The sequence below is a fragment of the Streptomyces sp. NBC_00385 genome (genome assembly GCF_035917155.1).
GTDB lineage: Bacteria > Actinomycetota > Actinomycetes > Streptomycetales > Streptomycetaceae > Streptomyces > Streptomyces poriferorum.
In genome coordinates, this window is record NZ_CP107951.1 from 4984094 (window position 1) to 4998730 (window position 14637).

General features: G+C 69.4%; 15 protein-coding genes and 1 tRNA gene. 3 read left to right on the forward strand and 13 right to left on the reverse strand.

Features of this window, described 5'->3' with window-relative positions:
- Positions 1-27: 27 nt before the first annotated feature.
- The gene (locus OG959_RS22330; RefSeq protein ID WP_326661034.1) at positions 28-465 is read left to right on the forward strand and encodes an NUDIX hydrolase; all 438 of its coding nucleotides are present in this window, start codon (positions 28-30) and stop codon (positions 463-465) included.
- A 147-nt stretch (positions 466-612) separates the two neighbouring features.
- On the opposite strand, the gene OG959_RS22335 is transcribed toward OG959_RS22330, so the two are convergent.
- The 5 genes from OG959_RS22335 to OG959_RS22355 form a co-directional block, all read right to left on the reverse strand.
- Positions 613-2259, reverse strand: coding sequence for a relaxase/mobilization nuclease domain-containing protein (locus OG959_RS22335; RefSeq protein ID WP_326661036.1), 1647 nt, complete (start codon positions 2257-2259; stop codon positions 613-615).
- Positions 2260-2709: a plasmid mobilization relaxosome protein MobC gene (gene mobC, locus OG959_RS22340; RefSeq protein ID WP_326661038.1), complete on the reverse strand. Its 450-nt coding sequence runs from the start codon at positions 2707-2709 to the stop codon at positions 2260-2262. It lies immediately after the preceding gene.
- Positions 2710-2975: 266 nt separating this feature from the next.
- Complete coding sequence (locus OG959_RS22345) at positions 2976-3785, reverse strand: DUF2637 domain-containing protein (RefSeq protein WP_326661039.1); 810 nt, start codon at positions 3783-3785, stop codon at positions 2976-2978.
- Between the two features lie 195 nt (positions 3786-3980).
- Complete coding sequence (locus OG959_RS22350; protein WP_326661041.1) at positions 3981-5216, reverse strand: DUF3631 domain-containing protein; 1236 nt, start codon at positions 5214-5216, stop codon at positions 3981-3983.
- Between the two features lie 215 nt (positions 5217-5431).
- Positions 5432-5662 carry a hypothetical protein gene (locus OG959_RS22355; protein WP_103492428.1) on the reverse strand — a complete coding sequence of 77 codons (231 nt, stop codon included), beginning with the start codon at positions 5660-5662 and terminating at the stop codon, positions 5432-5434.
- Positions 5663-5756: 94 nt separating this feature from the next.
- On the opposite strand from OG959_RS22355, the gene OG959_RS22360 reads away from it, so the two are divergent.
- Positions 5757-6437, forward strand: a complete 681-nt coding sequence (locus OG959_RS22360; RefSeq protein ID WP_326661042.1) for a helix-turn-helix domain-containing protein — start codon at positions 5757-5759, stop codon at positions 6435-6437.
- Positions 6434-8095, forward strand: coding sequence for a site-specific integrase (locus OG959_RS22365; RefSeq protein ID WP_326661043.1), 1662 nt, complete (start codon positions 6434-6436; stop codon positions 8093-8095). Before OG959_RS22360 ends, OG959_RS22365 begins: the two co-directional genes overlap by 4 nt.
- Before the next feature lie 47 nt (positions 8096-8142).
- On the opposite strand, the gene OG959_RS22370 is transcribed toward OG959_RS22365, so the two are convergent.
- The 8 genes from OG959_RS22370 to OG959_RS22405 form a co-directional block, all read right to left on the reverse strand.
- Positions 8143-8215, reverse strand: a tRNA-Arg gene (locus OG959_RS22370).
- A gap of 397 nt (positions 8216-8612) precedes the next feature.
- Positions 8613-10130: an AMP-binding protein gene (locus OG959_RS22375; protein WP_326661045.1), complete on the reverse strand. Its 1518-nt coding sequence runs from the start codon at positions 10128-10130 to the stop codon at positions 8613-8615.
- Positions 10127-10552 carry an acyl-CoA thioesterase gene (locus OG959_RS22380; protein WP_326661047.1) on the reverse strand — a complete coding sequence of 142 codons (426 nt, stop codon included), beginning with the start codon at positions 10550-10552 and terminating at the stop codon, positions 10127-10129. The genes OG959_RS22375 and OG959_RS22380 overlap by 4 nt, the downstream gene beginning before the upstream one ends.
- The gene (locus tag OG959_RS22385) at positions 10549-10887 is read right to left on the reverse strand and encodes a holo-ACP synthase (RefSeq protein ID WP_326661049.1); all 339 of its coding nucleotides are present in this window, start codon (positions 10885-10887) and stop codon (positions 10549-10551) included. Before OG959_RS22385 ends, OG959_RS22380 begins: the two co-directional genes overlap by 4 nt.
- Positions 10877-11842 (reverse strand): hypothetical protein, encoded by a 966-nt coding sequence (locus OG959_RS22390; protein WP_326661051.1) that lies wholly within the window; start codon positions 11840-11842, stop codon positions 10877-10879. The genes OG959_RS22385 and OG959_RS22390 overlap by 11 nt, the downstream gene beginning before the upstream one ends.
- Before the next feature lie 26 nt (positions 11843-11868).
- Complete coding sequence (locus OG959_RS22395; protein WP_219575382.1) at positions 11869-12129, reverse strand: hypothetical protein; 261 nt, start codon at positions 12127-12129, stop codon at positions 11869-11871.
- An 88-nt stretch (positions 12130-12217) separates the two neighbouring features.
- Entirely contained in the window at positions 12218-12820 is a 603-nt protein-coding gene (locus OG959_RS22400; protein WP_326661055.1) for a TIGR03086 family metal-binding protein, read from the reverse strand.
- Between the two features lie 228 nt (positions 12821-13048).
- Positions 13049-14497 (reverse strand): cytochrome P450, encoded by a 1449-nt coding sequence (locus tag OG959_RS22405; protein WP_326661057.1) that lies wholly within the window; start codon positions 14495-14497, stop codon positions 13049-13051.
- Between the last annotated feature and the right edge of the window lie 140 nt (positions 14498-14637).

Sequence of the window (14637 nt, forward strand, 5' to 3'; positions counted from 1 at the left end):
CGTCAATAAGCAAGGAGACAGAGCCGAATGATCGAACGAGTCCGCGCCGTCCTCGTCACCGAGCACGACACGATGCTGGTCATCCGCCGTACCAAGCCTGGAGTTCCCGTGTACTGGGTGCTTCCCGGTGGAGGTGTCGAAGCCGAAGACGAATCCCGGGAGGCTGCCCTTCACCGGGAGATCCACGAGGAGATCGCAGGGAAGGCGGACATCGTCCGCCTCCTTCACACGATGGAGTCCGACGACGAGCGTCAGCTGTTCTACCTCACCCGCATTGCGACCTGGTCCTTCGATGACCGCACCGGGCCCGAGTTCAGTGCCCAGGGCCGGGGCGAATACGCACTGGAGGAGGTTCCACTGACCGTGGAGGGGATCGACGGCATCGATCTCAAGCCCGAGGAGATCGCCCACGTCCTCCGAGGTGCGCTTCGTGACGGAACTCTCTCAGGTGTTGCTACGGCCTGAGAGACGAATGTGAGCATGTCACCGGGGCCAGCGCTGCGCACATGGGCCCCGGTGGCATCACGGGGTCATGCCCGCGTAGTCAGACAGGTGACGGGCGCGCGGGCGTGGGGGCCAAATCCGTCGGAGTTCTCCTGGGCATGCGGAGACTCAGCGTGTACGGCGCTGTTGAGTGGGTCGGACGGCTCGGGGCGGGGACGGTGTTTCGGTCGCAGTGGGTTGGGTGTGCTGCGGGAGGTCGGCGAGGCGGTTCAGGCGCCAGGTGAGGACCTCGCTGTAGCTGGTGGCCGTGTCCAGTTCGCGGTGCCGGGCAGCCTGAGTGAGGAGAGCGGCTGGATCGTGTCCGGCCTTCTTCGTGGCGACGAGTGTGGCCGCGAGAGCGGGCCAGCCGGGTTCGGCAAGGATCTGCTCGGCCAGGTCTGGCAGGGCCTGGCGGGCGACTGCGGCTTGTTGTTCCTGCAGGAAGAGGGCGAGGTGGCGGCCCCGCTGGTGAATCACAACAATCGGCTGGACTGTGGCCGCCTGGTATGCGGCACGGAGGTGCTCGGCTGCCTGTCGTGCGGCTTCGGCCTGTTGATCGTGGTGGTGGGTCTGGTGCCAGTGACGTGCAGCGATGACGGCCAGGACGAGGGCGTCGAGAAGGATTGCGAGGGCCGCCCCGTCCTTTGGAGCGGGTTCACGCAGGATTGCCTTGACGGCGCTCCGGGTGGCACGAGCTTGCTGATGGTGGGCGCGAATGCGTGATCGGCCGGCGTGCTCGAAGGCGGTGGCTGCCCGCATGAGCTGGGGGCGCAGCTCGGCCGGAGCGCGCAGGGGCAGTGCGTCGAGGGTCTCGGCGAGGGCCGCGATGTGCGCCTGCCCGGTCCTGCCATCGCTGCATGAGAGCAGATCGGGCACGCGGTCCGTGGCCTGTGCGAGTCGTCGCCAGGCGTCGGGTTGGGGCGGCATTGCCAAGGACGCTTCCGCAGGTGCCAAACGCTCGCTGATCTTGGGATAGGAAAGGTCAGGGGCGAGAGTGGATCCGGAGAACCAGACGGGTTGGCCTTCCTTGTTGGTGTCGCCGTCGAGGGCGATCTTGTAACCGCGGATGTCTCCTGAGGGGAAGCGCTGGATCTCCACGAGCACCCCAGAGCCGCCGAGGATGGTGAAAAGATCCTGCGGCGTGGTGGCTGCGGCAAGTGCAGTGCGGGCGGTGATCCGCAGGCGCTCGCGGGCGGTCTGGGGCCGACCGGTGCGGTGGGCTTTCTCCCGCTCGGCGCGCGTGGATCGTTTCGCGGCGGTTCGGTCTCCTCGCGGGACCTGGCGTAGTCCGTACTCCTTCTCGATGGCGACGAGTTCGTTGTCGGCATGCAGGTAGTCGTTCCAGTTCCGTGGCGGTCGGAGATCGCCGCGGACTTTGGTGGCCACGATGTGGATGTGGTCGTTGGCGTGGCGGACGGCGATCCAGCGGCAGGCATCGGGGTCACCGGCCGGGGCAATGCCTGTGGCGTTCAGCACGCGCCGGGCGATTGTGGCCCACTCCCGGTCGGACAGGGGCCGGTCCTCAGGCGCGGCCCTGATCGAGCAGTGCCACACATGCTCCTTCGGAGCCCGTTCGCCGGCCTGCAGCACGCGCAGGTCGAGGACGGCTGTCAGTTGGGCGAGGGTGGCGTCGGGGTGTCGGCCGGGGTCGGGGGCGAAGCCGTCGAAGGAGGCCACAAGGTGGGGATCCGCATGCTCGTTGGCGCGGCCTGGACCATAGAGGTAATTGAGAACACCGCGGGTTTTGCGGCCGGGCTTGACGATGTTCGCGATCAATTAAGCATCCCGGTGCGTTGTGGCGGCCGCGACCGCGACGGTATCGATCGCAGTCGCCGCCTGGCGGGCGTGGACCAGGACCTGGCCAGCCGTCGCGAGCGTGTCTTTGTCCCCAGGGTGTGGATTGCCACCAGCGTTGAGACGGTGGGCGATCTGGTTGACATTGGTCCCGATCCGGGCGACCTGGGTGCGCAGGGCGGCAAGTTCGTCGATCAGGTCGTCGATCCGTGTGCGGTGGGCAGGCAACACATGGTCGCCGTGGAGATGGGCCATGACGACGGCACCGACGAAGTGGGCGCCGGCAAGCCCGAGCCGCCGGGCTTCGGCCATGATTTCGCTCTTCTCGTCCACGCTGTACCGGACGTCGACGCGCTCGGTGCGCTGCACGTCCTGGCGTGCACGGCGGCTGGCCACCCGATAGAGCGCGGCTTCATCGGCAGCTCGCACCACGCCGGTCTCTGTCCTGGGAGCGCCCTCGCTCCCAGGTATCTCCGCCACCCCTGGGGCGGGGATCGCGTTGGACCGGCCCTTGGACGGTCCAACGCCATACCTTGCTCCGCCTGGTGCTGGGGATGACATCAGCTGCTGCTTGGGTGACGAGGGTTCGTGGTCGGGGCTGTGCATGTGGGCTCCTGCAAGCGGTGGTGGAGGGAGAGGGCCCGTTCCTCCACTCCTGGTCGAGGGAGGAACGGGCTGGGGAACGTGGGCTGCGTGCCTCAGCCGGTGCTTGTGGTGGCAGCGTCGAGCTCGGCCTGAAGTAGGTCCTTGACCTCATCCAGACGGCTTCGGGAGATCCCGAAACCCTCGTCCCTGACTGCCTTCTCGATGCTGCGGCGCGAGGCACGGCCGGCCCGCCCGAGCGGAGCCGTGCGGCCGATGGCTACGGCCTGCTCTCGGGAAACGCTCAACCGTTTGCTTACCGGCTTCCCAGGCTGCTGTGGCGTCTCCGTCTCTTGCTTCGCGATGGGCCCCGGCACCTCGTCGTCGGTACCCGTGAGGGCTGGCGGAGCGAGCGGGCCGGTCTGGTGTTCCTTGGCGGGTTCGTGGCGGGCTTCGGGGCTGTGGCGGTCAGGGGCAGCGGGGCGCCGGGCGACGAGGAGGTAGAAGTGGACGGCTCCGGCCAAGGCGAGTGGCGCGATGGCGGAGATGGCCCCGACGGTGAGGTCGTCGAGAGAGAGTCCGTCGTGGCGGGTCTGCTGGTTGAGGCGGATGGCGTGCAGGACGTTGGCCCAGATGCTTGTGGCGGTGGCGGTGCCGACTAGCGCCGAGACGTAGAGGCGGGCGGACAGGGGCGCGGTCCGCAGGACGAGCAGGGCGCCGATCCCGATGGCGATGAACCCGTCGATGACGAGCGGGAAGGCGTAGGTGAGCGCCGGGTGGATGTGGCTGGCGGCGGCCATCTGACGCAGGGCGTCGTAGGAAAGCGCGAAGGCTGCCACGGCCAGCAGCGCCACGCCTGTGCGGATCGCTGCGGTCAAGGGCACCGGGGCAGGGGAAGGTGCCGCGGTGGAAGTGGGAGAAGGCAAGGGGGAGCGCTCCAGGGGTACGGAGATGAGACTGGTGTGGCCCGGTGGCGGGTGGGAGAGACCCGTCGCAACTCGTCGCGTGCCTGGTCAGGGCAGGTACGGGTGCGGAGGTGACATCGAGTCGACTCGTCACCGGGTCCCGACTCGTCACCGCGCTGACCTGCGCGGAGACGAGTCGTGACGGGTCGTGCCGGGTCAGGCCCCGGTCGTGGCTTCCGGTGCGGGCTCGGGGCAGTAGCGTGCCCAGGAGTCGGTGAAATGCAGGAGGGCATAGCCCCGGGCCTGGACGTTGCCGTGGAAGCGGCGGGGTGCGGAGCTGATGCCGTACTCCTTGAGCAGGATCTGCAGGCCCCGAGGAGTCAGGCCGTTGGTGGTGTACTCCGGCCAGGGGGTCTCGGCGTCCTGGTTGAGGATGTCGAGGAGCCGGCTGGTGCGGAGAGCCGGCGGATTGCCTTCGGTGGCGAAGGCGCGGCGGATGTCGGCCAGGAGGCGGATGCCGAGGCTACTGCTGTCCTGGTCCTGCTCGGCCTCGTGCTTGGCCATGACCCGGCAGGCTGTGCGGGCAAGGTCGGGCCACGTCCCGCCGGCAAGGTCGGCAACGGTCATCAGCGGCTGCCAGGTGTCGGCCGCGCGGTCTTCGACCGGCATGGCCGGTGTCAGCTCCATCGCCTCGGCGTGCAGCGGGGCCAGCCAGGCGACGAGCCGGTCGCGCAGCGCGTGGAGGGGCGGGGTGTCACGGAAGGTACGGAACTCCGCCACCTTCTCGCCCGGCCTGCGGCGCCGCATCCGGATGACGATCGACCGGTCCATGATCGTGTCCGGCAGGTCGCCGATGCCGGCGAGGGCCGCCATGGCGAACGTGGGGAACTTCGAGACCTCGTGGTTGGGTCCGGAAACCCGCAGGGTGGGGCGGTTACGCTGGTGCCCCGCGTTGAGCAGGCCGCGCATCTCCTCGTTCTTCTCCGCGACCTTCACGGAGCCGAAGAGAGTGTCGGCCTCGTCGACCAGCAGGGTGGGCGGTGTGGCGGTGATCGACCGGAACACCGCGGCGGCTGACGCGTTGACCGTGATTAGCGGATCGTGGACGCTCTCGGTGATCACGTCCAGCAGCCGCGACTTGCCGCACCGCTTCGCCGGCCCGACCACAGCCAGGCGCGGGGCGTGCTGCCATGCCGTCTGCAGATGAGTCGCCGCCACCCACAACGTCACGGCCGTGAACGCTTCCTCGCTCGGCAGTACGACGTAACGGCGGATCTGCTCCAGCAGCTCCGTCAGCACCTCATCCCCCTCGGATACCGGGGCAGTCTCGGAGACGGCTGCGGGCGGCTCTCCCGGTGAAGCAGGGTGGCCCGTCGACTGGCCGGGTATGGCCACCGGCGGCCACGAAGGCTTGTCAGGGGTGGAATAGGGCTCGGTTGCCGCGTGTTCCACGGGGCAGCTCCTCGTCTGGCGGTGGTGGGCTTGCCTGCCCTTGCCGCCGGGTTGGTTCTTCCAGGGCCGTTCGGGGCTGCTCGGGCCTCCGGCGTTGCCTCGCCGGAGGCCCACTTCGTACCCCGAGGGAACACGGACCGTACGTCCACTCCTGCCGACAGTCCAGCGATTCTGTGTCAGCTCAACGCAGAATGCTTTGCTACGCTGCCGTCCCTTCATGCCGCCAGCCCGAGCAGATCCAGCAGATCTGCGGTCACGACGCGGTAGGCGTTGCCGAGCCGCAGGACCTTGCACGGGTACGCGCCCCGCTTCGCCAGCTCATACCCCTTGCTTCGGCCGAGGCCCAGGGCTCGATTGCTTGTTTCCAGGTCAACGGCTACCGGCAAGGCCAACAGGTCTTCCCGGCTCATGCCCTTGGGCTGTCCCCCTGTGGTGTTATCGCGCATGCGGCATCCCTTTCGGTACAGCCCTCGGCGAACGTGGTCATCCCGTCCGGCTCCAGGCGTCTACCAATCAGCATCCTCAAGCTAATGTGTCTACATGACACAACGTCGTTCGGATGATGAAGAGGATGACTTCCCGGAGTGGGTGGACCGGGTCCAGGCAAACGTGGCCGGTGAGGTCCGCCGGAGAAGGAAGGAGATGGGGTGGAGCGCGCAGGATCTGGCCGATCGGTGCGAGGAGCTCGGGCACCCCATTCCCCGCAACGTGATTGCCAACATGGAGTCGGGCCGTCGGGCCGGCCTCCCGCTGGTGGACGTCATCGTCCTGGCCGCCGCGTTGGAGACGTATCCGGCCTGCCTGATCTTCCCGGTCGGTTACGTCGACCGGACGCAGGAACTCCCCTTTCAGGGCCTCGTGCCGACCTGGGATGCCCTGCGGCGCTTCACCGGCGAAGAGGAAGTGCTCGGTTATGACTCGGGCCTCGTGCCCGATTTCGAAGCCCACACCAGTCTCGTGCGCACCGCACTGGCCGCGCTCGACGAGGAAGAGCAGGCACGGTTCGCGGCCAGGACGGCAACGAGCCGCGCCCAGCAGGAAGAGGCCGAACGCAAGCAGAGCGCGTACGCCGACCAGGCCATCTCCGCCAAGTACAAGCTCCGCTACCTCCGTCGCGAGCTCCGCGAAGACGGAGCCACCCCGCCCGACCTCCCACCCGCACTTCACGACGTAGACCCGCCCAAATGGGCCCCTGAGACCACCCAGGAGGAACGCCCTTGAAGGGCTCCACCCACCGCCGCTGCTACTGCCGCGACCCCAAGACCGGAAAGCCGCTCGGCAAGAAGTGCCCCAAGCTCGCCGGCCGCAAGCACGGCTCCTACTCCGTACGCCAGGAACTCCCGCCCCGTGCCGACGGAACCCGCCGCTCGTTCAGCCGTGCCGGCTACGAGAGCCTCAAAGCCGCGCAAGCCGACCTCGACCACATACGCGCACTCCTCGGCCTTGCCGACGCCGATGACTCCGAAGGTCTGGATCAGATCGCAGAGTTGCTGGAGAAGGTGGGGGACGAGAAGGCCCCGCTGCCGGACATCGAGTCGACCCGTCGGCGGCTGAGCCACGGCTTGGACCTCACCAGCCGCCTCACGGTCGGCAACTGGCTGAATATCTGGCTGGCGGGCAAGAAGGGGCGGCAGAGCGCGATCAGCCGCGACGAGAGCAACATTCGTGTCCATCTTCAGCCGCGCATTGGACACCTGCGACTCGACCGCCTTCGGGTCACCCATCTGTCGGAGATGTTCGAGGCCATAGCCGAGGCCAACGTCGAGATCGCCGAGGGAAACGCCGCTCGGCGCAAAGCGGTCGAGGATCTCGCGCAGATCCCTTGGAAGGGGCGCGAGCCGCGCGCCCGCCGTAAGGCGATGAAAGCGGCCATCGCTGAGATGGAGCCCTACCGCCGGATCGTCGGTCCGGCAACGCGCCAACGCGTTCGCTCCACACTGCGTGCTGCGTTGAACACCGCGATCGCTCAACAGCTGATCACCTTCAACCCGGCCTCCCACGTCGAGTTGGAGGCGGGCAGGCGTCCCAAGGCGCTCGTGTGGACCGAGGAGCGCATCCTCCACTGGAGGCGCACCGGAGAGACGCCCTCGCCGGTGATGGTCTGGACGCCGGAACACACCGGGCTCTTCCTCGACCATGTAGCCGAGGACCGGCTGTACGCGCTGTTTCACCTGGTCGCCTTCCGTGGGCTACGGCGAGGCGAGGCATGCGGTCAGAGGTGGACCGACACCAACCTGAGCGCCGGCCTCCTTACCGTCGCCAAGCAACTGGTGGTGAACGGCTGGGAGGTGTACGAGGACGACCCCAAGACCGACGCCGGAGCGCGCACCATCGCCCTCGACTCCGACACGGTCCAGGCCCTCAAGCAGCACCGCACCCAGCAGGACAAGGACCGCGAGAAGTGGGGGAGCGCCTGGGTGGAGACCGGAAGGGTCTTCACCCGTGAGAACGGAGAACTGCTCCACCCTGCCAACGTCACGCGGCGATTCATCGAGCTGTACGAGGAGGTCGGCCTCCCGCCGGTCCGGCTCCACGACCTCCGTCACGGCGCCGCGACTCTGGCTCACGCAGCAGGTGCCGGCCTGAAGGACATCCAGGAGATGCTCGGCCACTCCTCGATCACCATCACGTCGGACACGTACACGAGCCTGCTCCCCGAGGCGGATCTGGCGATCGCGGAGGCTGCGGCCCGGCTGGTGCCGCGAGCGCGCACCACCGCCGAGGACGTTCGGCCCGGGGTGGGCACCGAGCCCGCAGAGGCCGACGTCTCCGTGCCGGACGGTGCTGATCCGTGGGGGCGGATTAGGGAAGGCGCTGCCCCGTCCGCTCACGCACCGCTCACGCAAACGGCCCCGGACGATGAGTCCGGGGCCGAGTAGAGCGCCTTCCTGGGGGTGAAACCCCAGGTCAGCGGCTTGTTGTGCTGTGCCCCCGGCAGGATTCGAACCTGCGACACCCGCTTTAGGAGAGCGGTGCTCTATCCCCTGAGCTACGAAGGCGGGGGCTTGCCGAAAACCTTGCCGGAAACCCCTGGGGGGAATGCCGGGGCGGAGTGAGGCAAACGCCCTGGTCATGCGGCCTTGCGGCGGTGCCTGGGCAGGGTCCGGTAGGACACTTTCCCGGGCAGGCGCACTCGAGGTCGACTGACCGCTGACAGCCTAGCGGATGGGGGTTGCGGAGGTCGCCCCCGTTGTCGCTGTGCGCCGCCGTCGGCTCGTGGTACGCCTTCTGACCTGGGATGTTCCCCATGGGTGAGTGTGTGGTCGAGCCGGTTCGATCAAGGTGTCGGTGTATGCGCGGGGAGGCGGGTGGTGTCGGACCGGGCCGGATTCGTTCATGTCTGCCGTTCGCAGGCGCTGACGGACTGGACGGCCGCACGGGGCGCGGCGAAGTAGGTCATCCCAGCGTGCCCTGTTCCAGCTGTGCGGCCATGTGGGTGCGGGCGGGCTTGCCGCTCGCCGTACGGGCGACCGCGCTGTGCGTCACCTCCATCACGCGCTCCGGGGCCATGCCGAAGTCGGCGGCGATGCGGGTGGCGACCTGGGCCGTGTCGATGTGCTGGGAACGTTCCGGTACGACGACGACGGCGAACGATTCGGCGGACGGCAGGACCACGCATTCGGCGACGCCGGGGACCGTTGCCGCGACCTGTTCGATGTCGGTGGCGAAGATGTTCACGCCGCTGACCGAGATGCGGTCGCCTCTGCGGCCGCTCAGGTGGAGGCGGCCCGAGCGCAGGTGTCCCAGGTCGCCCGTGTCGAACCAGGTGGTGCGGTGGTCGGTCGTTCCGTCGTAGCCGTCGAACAGGGTGGCGCCGCGCAGTTGTACCGAGCCGACCTCCGCCTCCGCGCAGTCGAGGCCCTGCTCGTCCACGATGCGCAGGTCCAGGCCGGGCATGGTGCGGCCGAGGCAGGCGGATGTGGTGGGGCCGTCCGTCCGGAAACTGGTGGCGGCGTCCACGTAGCGGTGTGAGGTGGCCATCAGCGCCGCCTCGGCGAGTCCGTAGCAGAACACCAGGGCCGTGGAGTCGAATCCCCAGGGGCCGGCGGCGTTCAGGAAGGTACGCACGGAGTGCGGGCGGATGGGTTCGGCTCCGCAGAACACGGTGCGCCAGACGCTGAGCAGCCGCGGGTCGGGGGCTTCCTGTGCCGCGGCCGCCTCGTCGATCCGGGCCGCGAGGTAGCGCAGCATGAAGTCGGGCAGGGCGCTGTGCACGCTTTCCGCGTCGCGCATCAGCCGCAGAGCCGCCATGGGTCTGCGCAGGAAGGTGCCCGGGTCCTCGACCACGAGGTCGATGCCCTGGACCAGGGAGGTCAGTACGCCGATCAGGCCCATGTCGTGGTGGAGCGGCAGGGCGATCAGGCCGGCGTGGCCCGGCTTCATGCCGGCGACGACGCGGATGGCCTGGATGTTGCCGAGCACGGCCCGGTGGCTGAGCGGGATGGGGCGGGGCATTCCGGTGGAGCCGCTGGTGTACTGGATGAACGCGAGGCCGTCACGGTCCCCGGGGGCGGGTTCGGGCGTGGCGCCGGGGCGGAGTACCAACTGGAGTTCGTTCAGCCCGTGTCCGGCGATCCGGAAGGCGTGGCGTACGTGCTGCTGGTGCGTCACCCGCGCGAAGTACTGGGCGGTGATCGCGCCCGGGACGCGCGGTTTCACGGAGACGGGGATCGCGCCCATGTGCATGAGACCCAGGAGGGCGAGCACCCCCTCACGGGAGCTGCCGATGCGGATCATCACCCGGTCCCCGGGGCGTACCCCCTGCTGGACGAAGCCGCCGGCGGCGGCCGCGATCTGTTCGGCGAACGCGGGGTAGGTCAGGGACTCCCGTTTGGCGGAGGTGCCGAAGGTGACGGTCGCGTCGTGCCGGTGGGCCTGTCCGGCGACGGCCTCCTGCAGTGTGTTCCCGGTCATGCCACCCTCCCGGGCGTGTTCAACAGCGCCTGAAGGTCCGCCCGGTGGATCTGCTTGGTGTCGCGGTCGACGAGCCCCAGCCGGACCTTTCCCCGGGCGACCACCGTGCCGTCGGTCCGTTCGATGTCCTGGCTGAGCGTGAAGCTGTACGAGGACCGGCCCGCCAGGGACGTACGGACGACGAGGCGTCCCACCGGGTCCCAGTCGACCGTCTTCAGATAGTCCAGCTGGAGCTGGAGCACGACGGCCACCAGGGAGCTGTCCCGCAGGTCGGCGCCCAGGGCGAGCCCCCACTGCCAGCGGCCCGACTCCAGGAGCTGGACGTGCACGCTGTTGTTCAGGTGCCCGGCCCAGTCGAAGTCGTTGGGACGCAGGGCGACTTCGCAGGTGTGCTCGAACTCCTGCGGTGTGACGGCGGTCATGGGGTCTGGACTCCGCTCCGTGCCGGCCCGGCCAGGAGGACGACCACCGCACCGGCGAGATCACCGGTGTGGCTGATCGACACTTCCACGGCGAGGCCCTGCTGTAGGCGCCACTGGGCGATCGGCCCGTGCAGCTGGATCCGTGGCTGCCCCGCGGGGCCGTGCACCACCTCGACCTCGGGAAAGGTGTGGGCCGGTGCGCCACCCAGGGAGCTGAGGGCCTTGACGAAGGCCTCCTTGGCCGAGAAGAGCCCGGCCAAGGAGGCGTACGGGTCGGGCCGGGAGTGGCAGTGCGCCAGCTCGCCGGCGGTGAACAGCGCGCCGCTACTGAGCAAGTGCCGCTTCGCGCGCAGCTCCGTTACGGACTGCAGATCGAATCCGGTCGACATCGTTCGTGCGGAGACTGGCGAAGTAGGCACGCTTCAAGTCCTCATACGATTGGGTCTGGACGCCTGTCACCTCGCGGACCAGGGCGAACACGCTGGTCAGCTTCTTCGCGTGCACCGACCCCTCGTGCAGTGCGTCGTCGGCGAGCGCGAACTCCTCGTCGCCGGAGCGGGTCCGCTCCCACCAGTTGACGTGGCCCTGGCGCTCGGTCTGGGCCTCACGTGCCGCGCCGAAGGTCTCGCCCCCGTCGGGGCGGACCCAGGTGTACGCCATCGACAGGACGTCCTTCACGGGGTAGACGCCGGTGTCCACCAGGGCCTTGGCGAAGGACGCGAAGTACTGCCGGTGCTGCACCTCGTCCTTCATGACCGTGTGGAAGACGTCGCGCACCAGGGCGTCCTCGGTGGCGCGGGACTGCCAGCCGTACGACACACAGGCTTCGATCTCCACGCACGCCTGGAGCATGCAGACGCGCACGTAGTTGTCCATCGGGAGCTCGCCCCGGCACTCGATGACTTCGTCCTCGTCGATGGGGTCGATGCCCGCCATCTCCATCAGCCGGCCGAAGGCGATCTCGTGGTGGGCCTCCTCCTCCAGCCAGTAGCGGGCCGACCAGGCCGCGGCGATGTGCAGGACGTCGGCGCCGAGCGGGTTGGACTCGCGGATCTCGTTGGCCAGTTTGACGCCGTCGACCGCCAGCCGGAGGCCGGCCGGCTGGGTGGTCAGTTCGGCGCGGGAGGCGTGCCACAGGGCGGCCTTGTCGCCGGCGCGCGGCCGGTCGAGGCGGCGGCCGTCGAAGAGGCTGTCCGTTCCCCAGCGGCGCTGTTCGTGGTAGCTCTGCTGCACGCGCAGCACATCGGTGATGGTGGCCCCGGCGCGGAGCTCCTTGACTATGTCGGTCATGATCAGCACGGTTCGCGCCTTCCGGTTCAGGAGGAGGTGGTGGCGAGCTGCTTACCGAGGGCCGACACGACTTCCTCGGCGGTGTGATCGAGGGTCATCGTCGGCAGTTCGACGTCGTCGTCGACACCGACGTCGGCGAGCGCCCCGGCGAACGCGTCGAGCAGGTCGATGGAGTTGATGGCGCTCGGCGAGGCCACCAGGACGGCGGAGAGCGGCTGGCCGGCGAACACCTCTTCCTCGGTCAGGCCGAGCCGGCGTGCGACATGCGTTCTGAGGTCGGCGAGCATGCGTGTCTCCCTGTGGATGTCGGGGTGTGGGTGCGGGGCGGGGCTCGAACCGGGCTCGATCCGCCGTCCGCGCGAAGGGCGCGGGCGGCTAGCGGGGGGCCGGAGCGGACCAGTCGGGCGAGCGCCCGAGCGTGGTCAGGACCAGGTCGAGCGAGTGCGCGCCGGGCGCGGTGGGCAGGGCCGGGCGGAACTGGGCGTCCGGGCCGAGGCGTCGTTCGTCGTCCGGCACGCGCAGGGCGATCACCAGGGCGGCCTCGGTGGTCGCCTCGTCCAGGTCGAGACTCACGCCGAGGGTCCGGGCCAGGTCCCAGCCGTGGACCACGTGGTCGAGGAAGTGGAACCCGATCGCGACCGTGGCGGGGAAGCGCCGGGTGTCGCTGATCTCTGGGAGGCTGAACTCCCTTGTGAGTACGGCCTGTTCGGCGAAGGCCGCGAGGGCTGCCTCGGCCGCGGTGCGGTAGGTCTTCAGCGGATCGTCGCCGAGTGCGCCGGGGTGCCAGGCGGCGAGGCCGGTCCTGATTCCCGCGGCGGCGGCCGCGAAGCCGTGGTGCTGGGCCGTCATGTGGGCCACCAGCTGATGCAGTGTCCAGCCGGTGCACGGGGTGGGCCGGTCCCAGTCCTCGGGCTCCGCCTGCTCCAGGATGCGCAGGGTCTCCAGCACGGCCGCTCGGTCCAGCTTCCGGATGTCCATACGGGTCCTTTCGGCGAGTGTGGGCACACGCAGCCGCCTCCCCCGGTGGAGTGCGCGAGCAGAAAAACAATAGCACGACCGTACGTTTAGTTAGTGTGTCCGGGGGAGGGGAGGGGAGAACGTGTGCCGTGGTGCCGGGGGGAGGGCTTCCGGCCGGGGAAGGAAGCGGCCGGTGCCGGGTGCCGGCCACTCCCGGGTGCGATGCCGGTGGAGGCCGGCCGGAAGAGGTCAGGAGGCCACGGGGCGGATCCTGCAGCGCGCCGTACCGGCTACGCGGAGGCTGATCCCCGCGGCGACCGCGAGGTCGGTGTCCACGGCCTCGAACTCGTACGCCCGCAGGAACATCGCCAGCGCGATCACCGCCTCCAGCATCGAGAAGTGCTGCCCGATGCAGGCGCGCGGGCCCCCACCGAAGGGGAAGTAGGCGTAGCGCGGGCGGGCCGCCTCCGCGTCCGGGGTGAACCGGTCGGGGTCGAAGCGCTCCGGGTCCGGCCAGTACCGGGGGTGGCGGTGGGTGGCCCAGGGGACCAGCATGATGTCGGCGCCCGCCGGGATGGCGTGGCCGTCGATCTCGCTCGCGGCGACCGCGCGCCGGCCGGTGACGGGAGCCGCCGGGTAGAGCCGCATCGCCTCCTTGAGCACGCGCATGAGGTACGGGAGGCGGTCGAAGTCGGCCGCTTCCGGCGTGCGGTCGCCGAGGACGCGGCCGATCTCGTCGCGGGCCCGGCTCTGGATCTCCGGGTGGGTGGCCAGCAGATGCAGGGCGAACGCCATCGAGGTGGCGGTCGACTCGTGCCCGGCGAGCAGGAAGATCAGCATCTGGTCGCGCAGTTCGGTGGCGTCGAGCTCCCCGTCCTCCTCGCTCGTGGCGGCGGCGAGCAGCGAGAGCAGATCCTCACCCCTGGGGGCCTCGGTGCTGCGCCGCTCGGCGACGATCCGGTCGCACACCCCGTACAGCTCGTTCACCGCGGCGGCGGCACGCCGGTTGCCCGGGGTGGGCCAGTCGCGGGGGAGGTTCGCGGGCGAGTAGCCGCGGCGCATCGTGTATTCGGTGATGACCGGGAAGCACCGGTCCACCACGTCGATGGTGGCCTCCACGTCGGTGCCGAACAGGATCCGGGCCACTGCACGCAGCGCTAGGCGCATCATCTCGTGGGAGAGCTCGACGACGCCGTCCGGTGCCTGCTCCCAGGAGGCGAGCGTCGCCTCGGTCTCGGTGACGACGGCGCCCGCGTACCCGTCGACCCGGCGCTTGGTGAACAGCGGTTGCACCAGGCGTCGTTGGCGCAGATAGTCGTCGTCCTGGCTGGTCAGCAGGCCGTTGCCGAAGGAGTCGCGGATCTCCTGGTAGAAGTGGTTGTCCTTGCGGAAGTTGGCCGCCTCGGATCCCAGTACCTGGTGGACGCCTTCCGCGGAGAACACACAGTGCATCTCGGCGCGGAGGCCGGGCGGGCCCGCGATGATCCGGACGACGTCGCCGTGCGCGTGCATCGCGCGTAAGTACGTGCCGAGCGAGTCCGACTTCATGTCGAAGAGCGAGCCGAGCAGCGGGACCCCGGCGAGCTGGGGTATGCCCGCGGGGATGTCCGCGCCGGCGCCGGTGGGCGGCTCGGGCGCCCTGGGAGGTTCCGGGCGAGGACGGGCGTCCGACGCGTCGGAATGCTGTCGTTGTCTCATACCGATTCGGCTCCTTGTCGCGGGTGGTTGCGTCGCCGGCCCCGGTTCCGGCGCCGGCACTGTCTCTGCCGTGGCCGGGACGGCGAAGGGAGGGGGCCGGCCGGCTCATGAGGGCGCGGCGGACCGGGCCCCCTTCTTCG

What these genes read in the sequence shown, in the direction of transcription:
- OG959_RS22360 (WP_326661042.1), top strand. Translation starts at nt 5,757, where the DNA reads ATGACACAACGTCGTTCGGATGATGAAGAGGATGACTTCCCGGAGTGG.
- OG959_RS22390 (WP_326661051.1), bottom strand. Translation starts at nt 11,842, where the DNA reads ATGACCGACATAGTCAAGGAGCTCCGCGCCGGGGCCACCATCACCGAT.
- OG959_RS22395 (WP_219575382.1), bottom strand. Translation starts at nt 12,129, where the DNA reads ATGCTCGCCGACCTCAGAACGCATGTCGCACGCCGGCTCGGCCTGACC.
- OG959_RS22355 (WP_103492428.1), bottom strand. Translation starts at nt 5,662, where the DNA reads ATGCGCGATAACACCACAGGGGGACAGCCCAAGGGCATGAGCCGGGAA.
- OG959_RS22375 (WP_326661045.1), bottom strand. Translation starts at nt 10,130, where the DNA reads ATGACCGGGAACACACTGCAGGAGGCCGTCGCCGGACAGGCCCACCGG.
- OG959_RS22330 (WP_326661034.1), top strand. Translation starts at nt 28, where the DNA reads ATGATCGAACGAGTCCGCGCCGTCCTCGTCACCGAGCACGACACGATG.
- OG959_RS22380 (WP_326661047.1), bottom strand. Translation starts at nt 10,552, where the DNA reads ATGACCGCCGTCACACCGCAGGAGTTCGAGCACACCTGCGAAGTCGCC.
- OG959_RS22400 (WP_326661055.1), bottom strand. Translation starts at nt 12,820, where the DNA reads ATGGACATCCGGAAGCTGGACCGAGCGGCCGTGCTGGAGACCCTGCGC.
- OG959_RS22405 (WP_326661057.1), bottom strand. Translation starts at nt 14,497, where the DNA reads ATGAGACAACGACAGCATTCCGACGCGTCGGACGCCCGTCCTCGCCCG.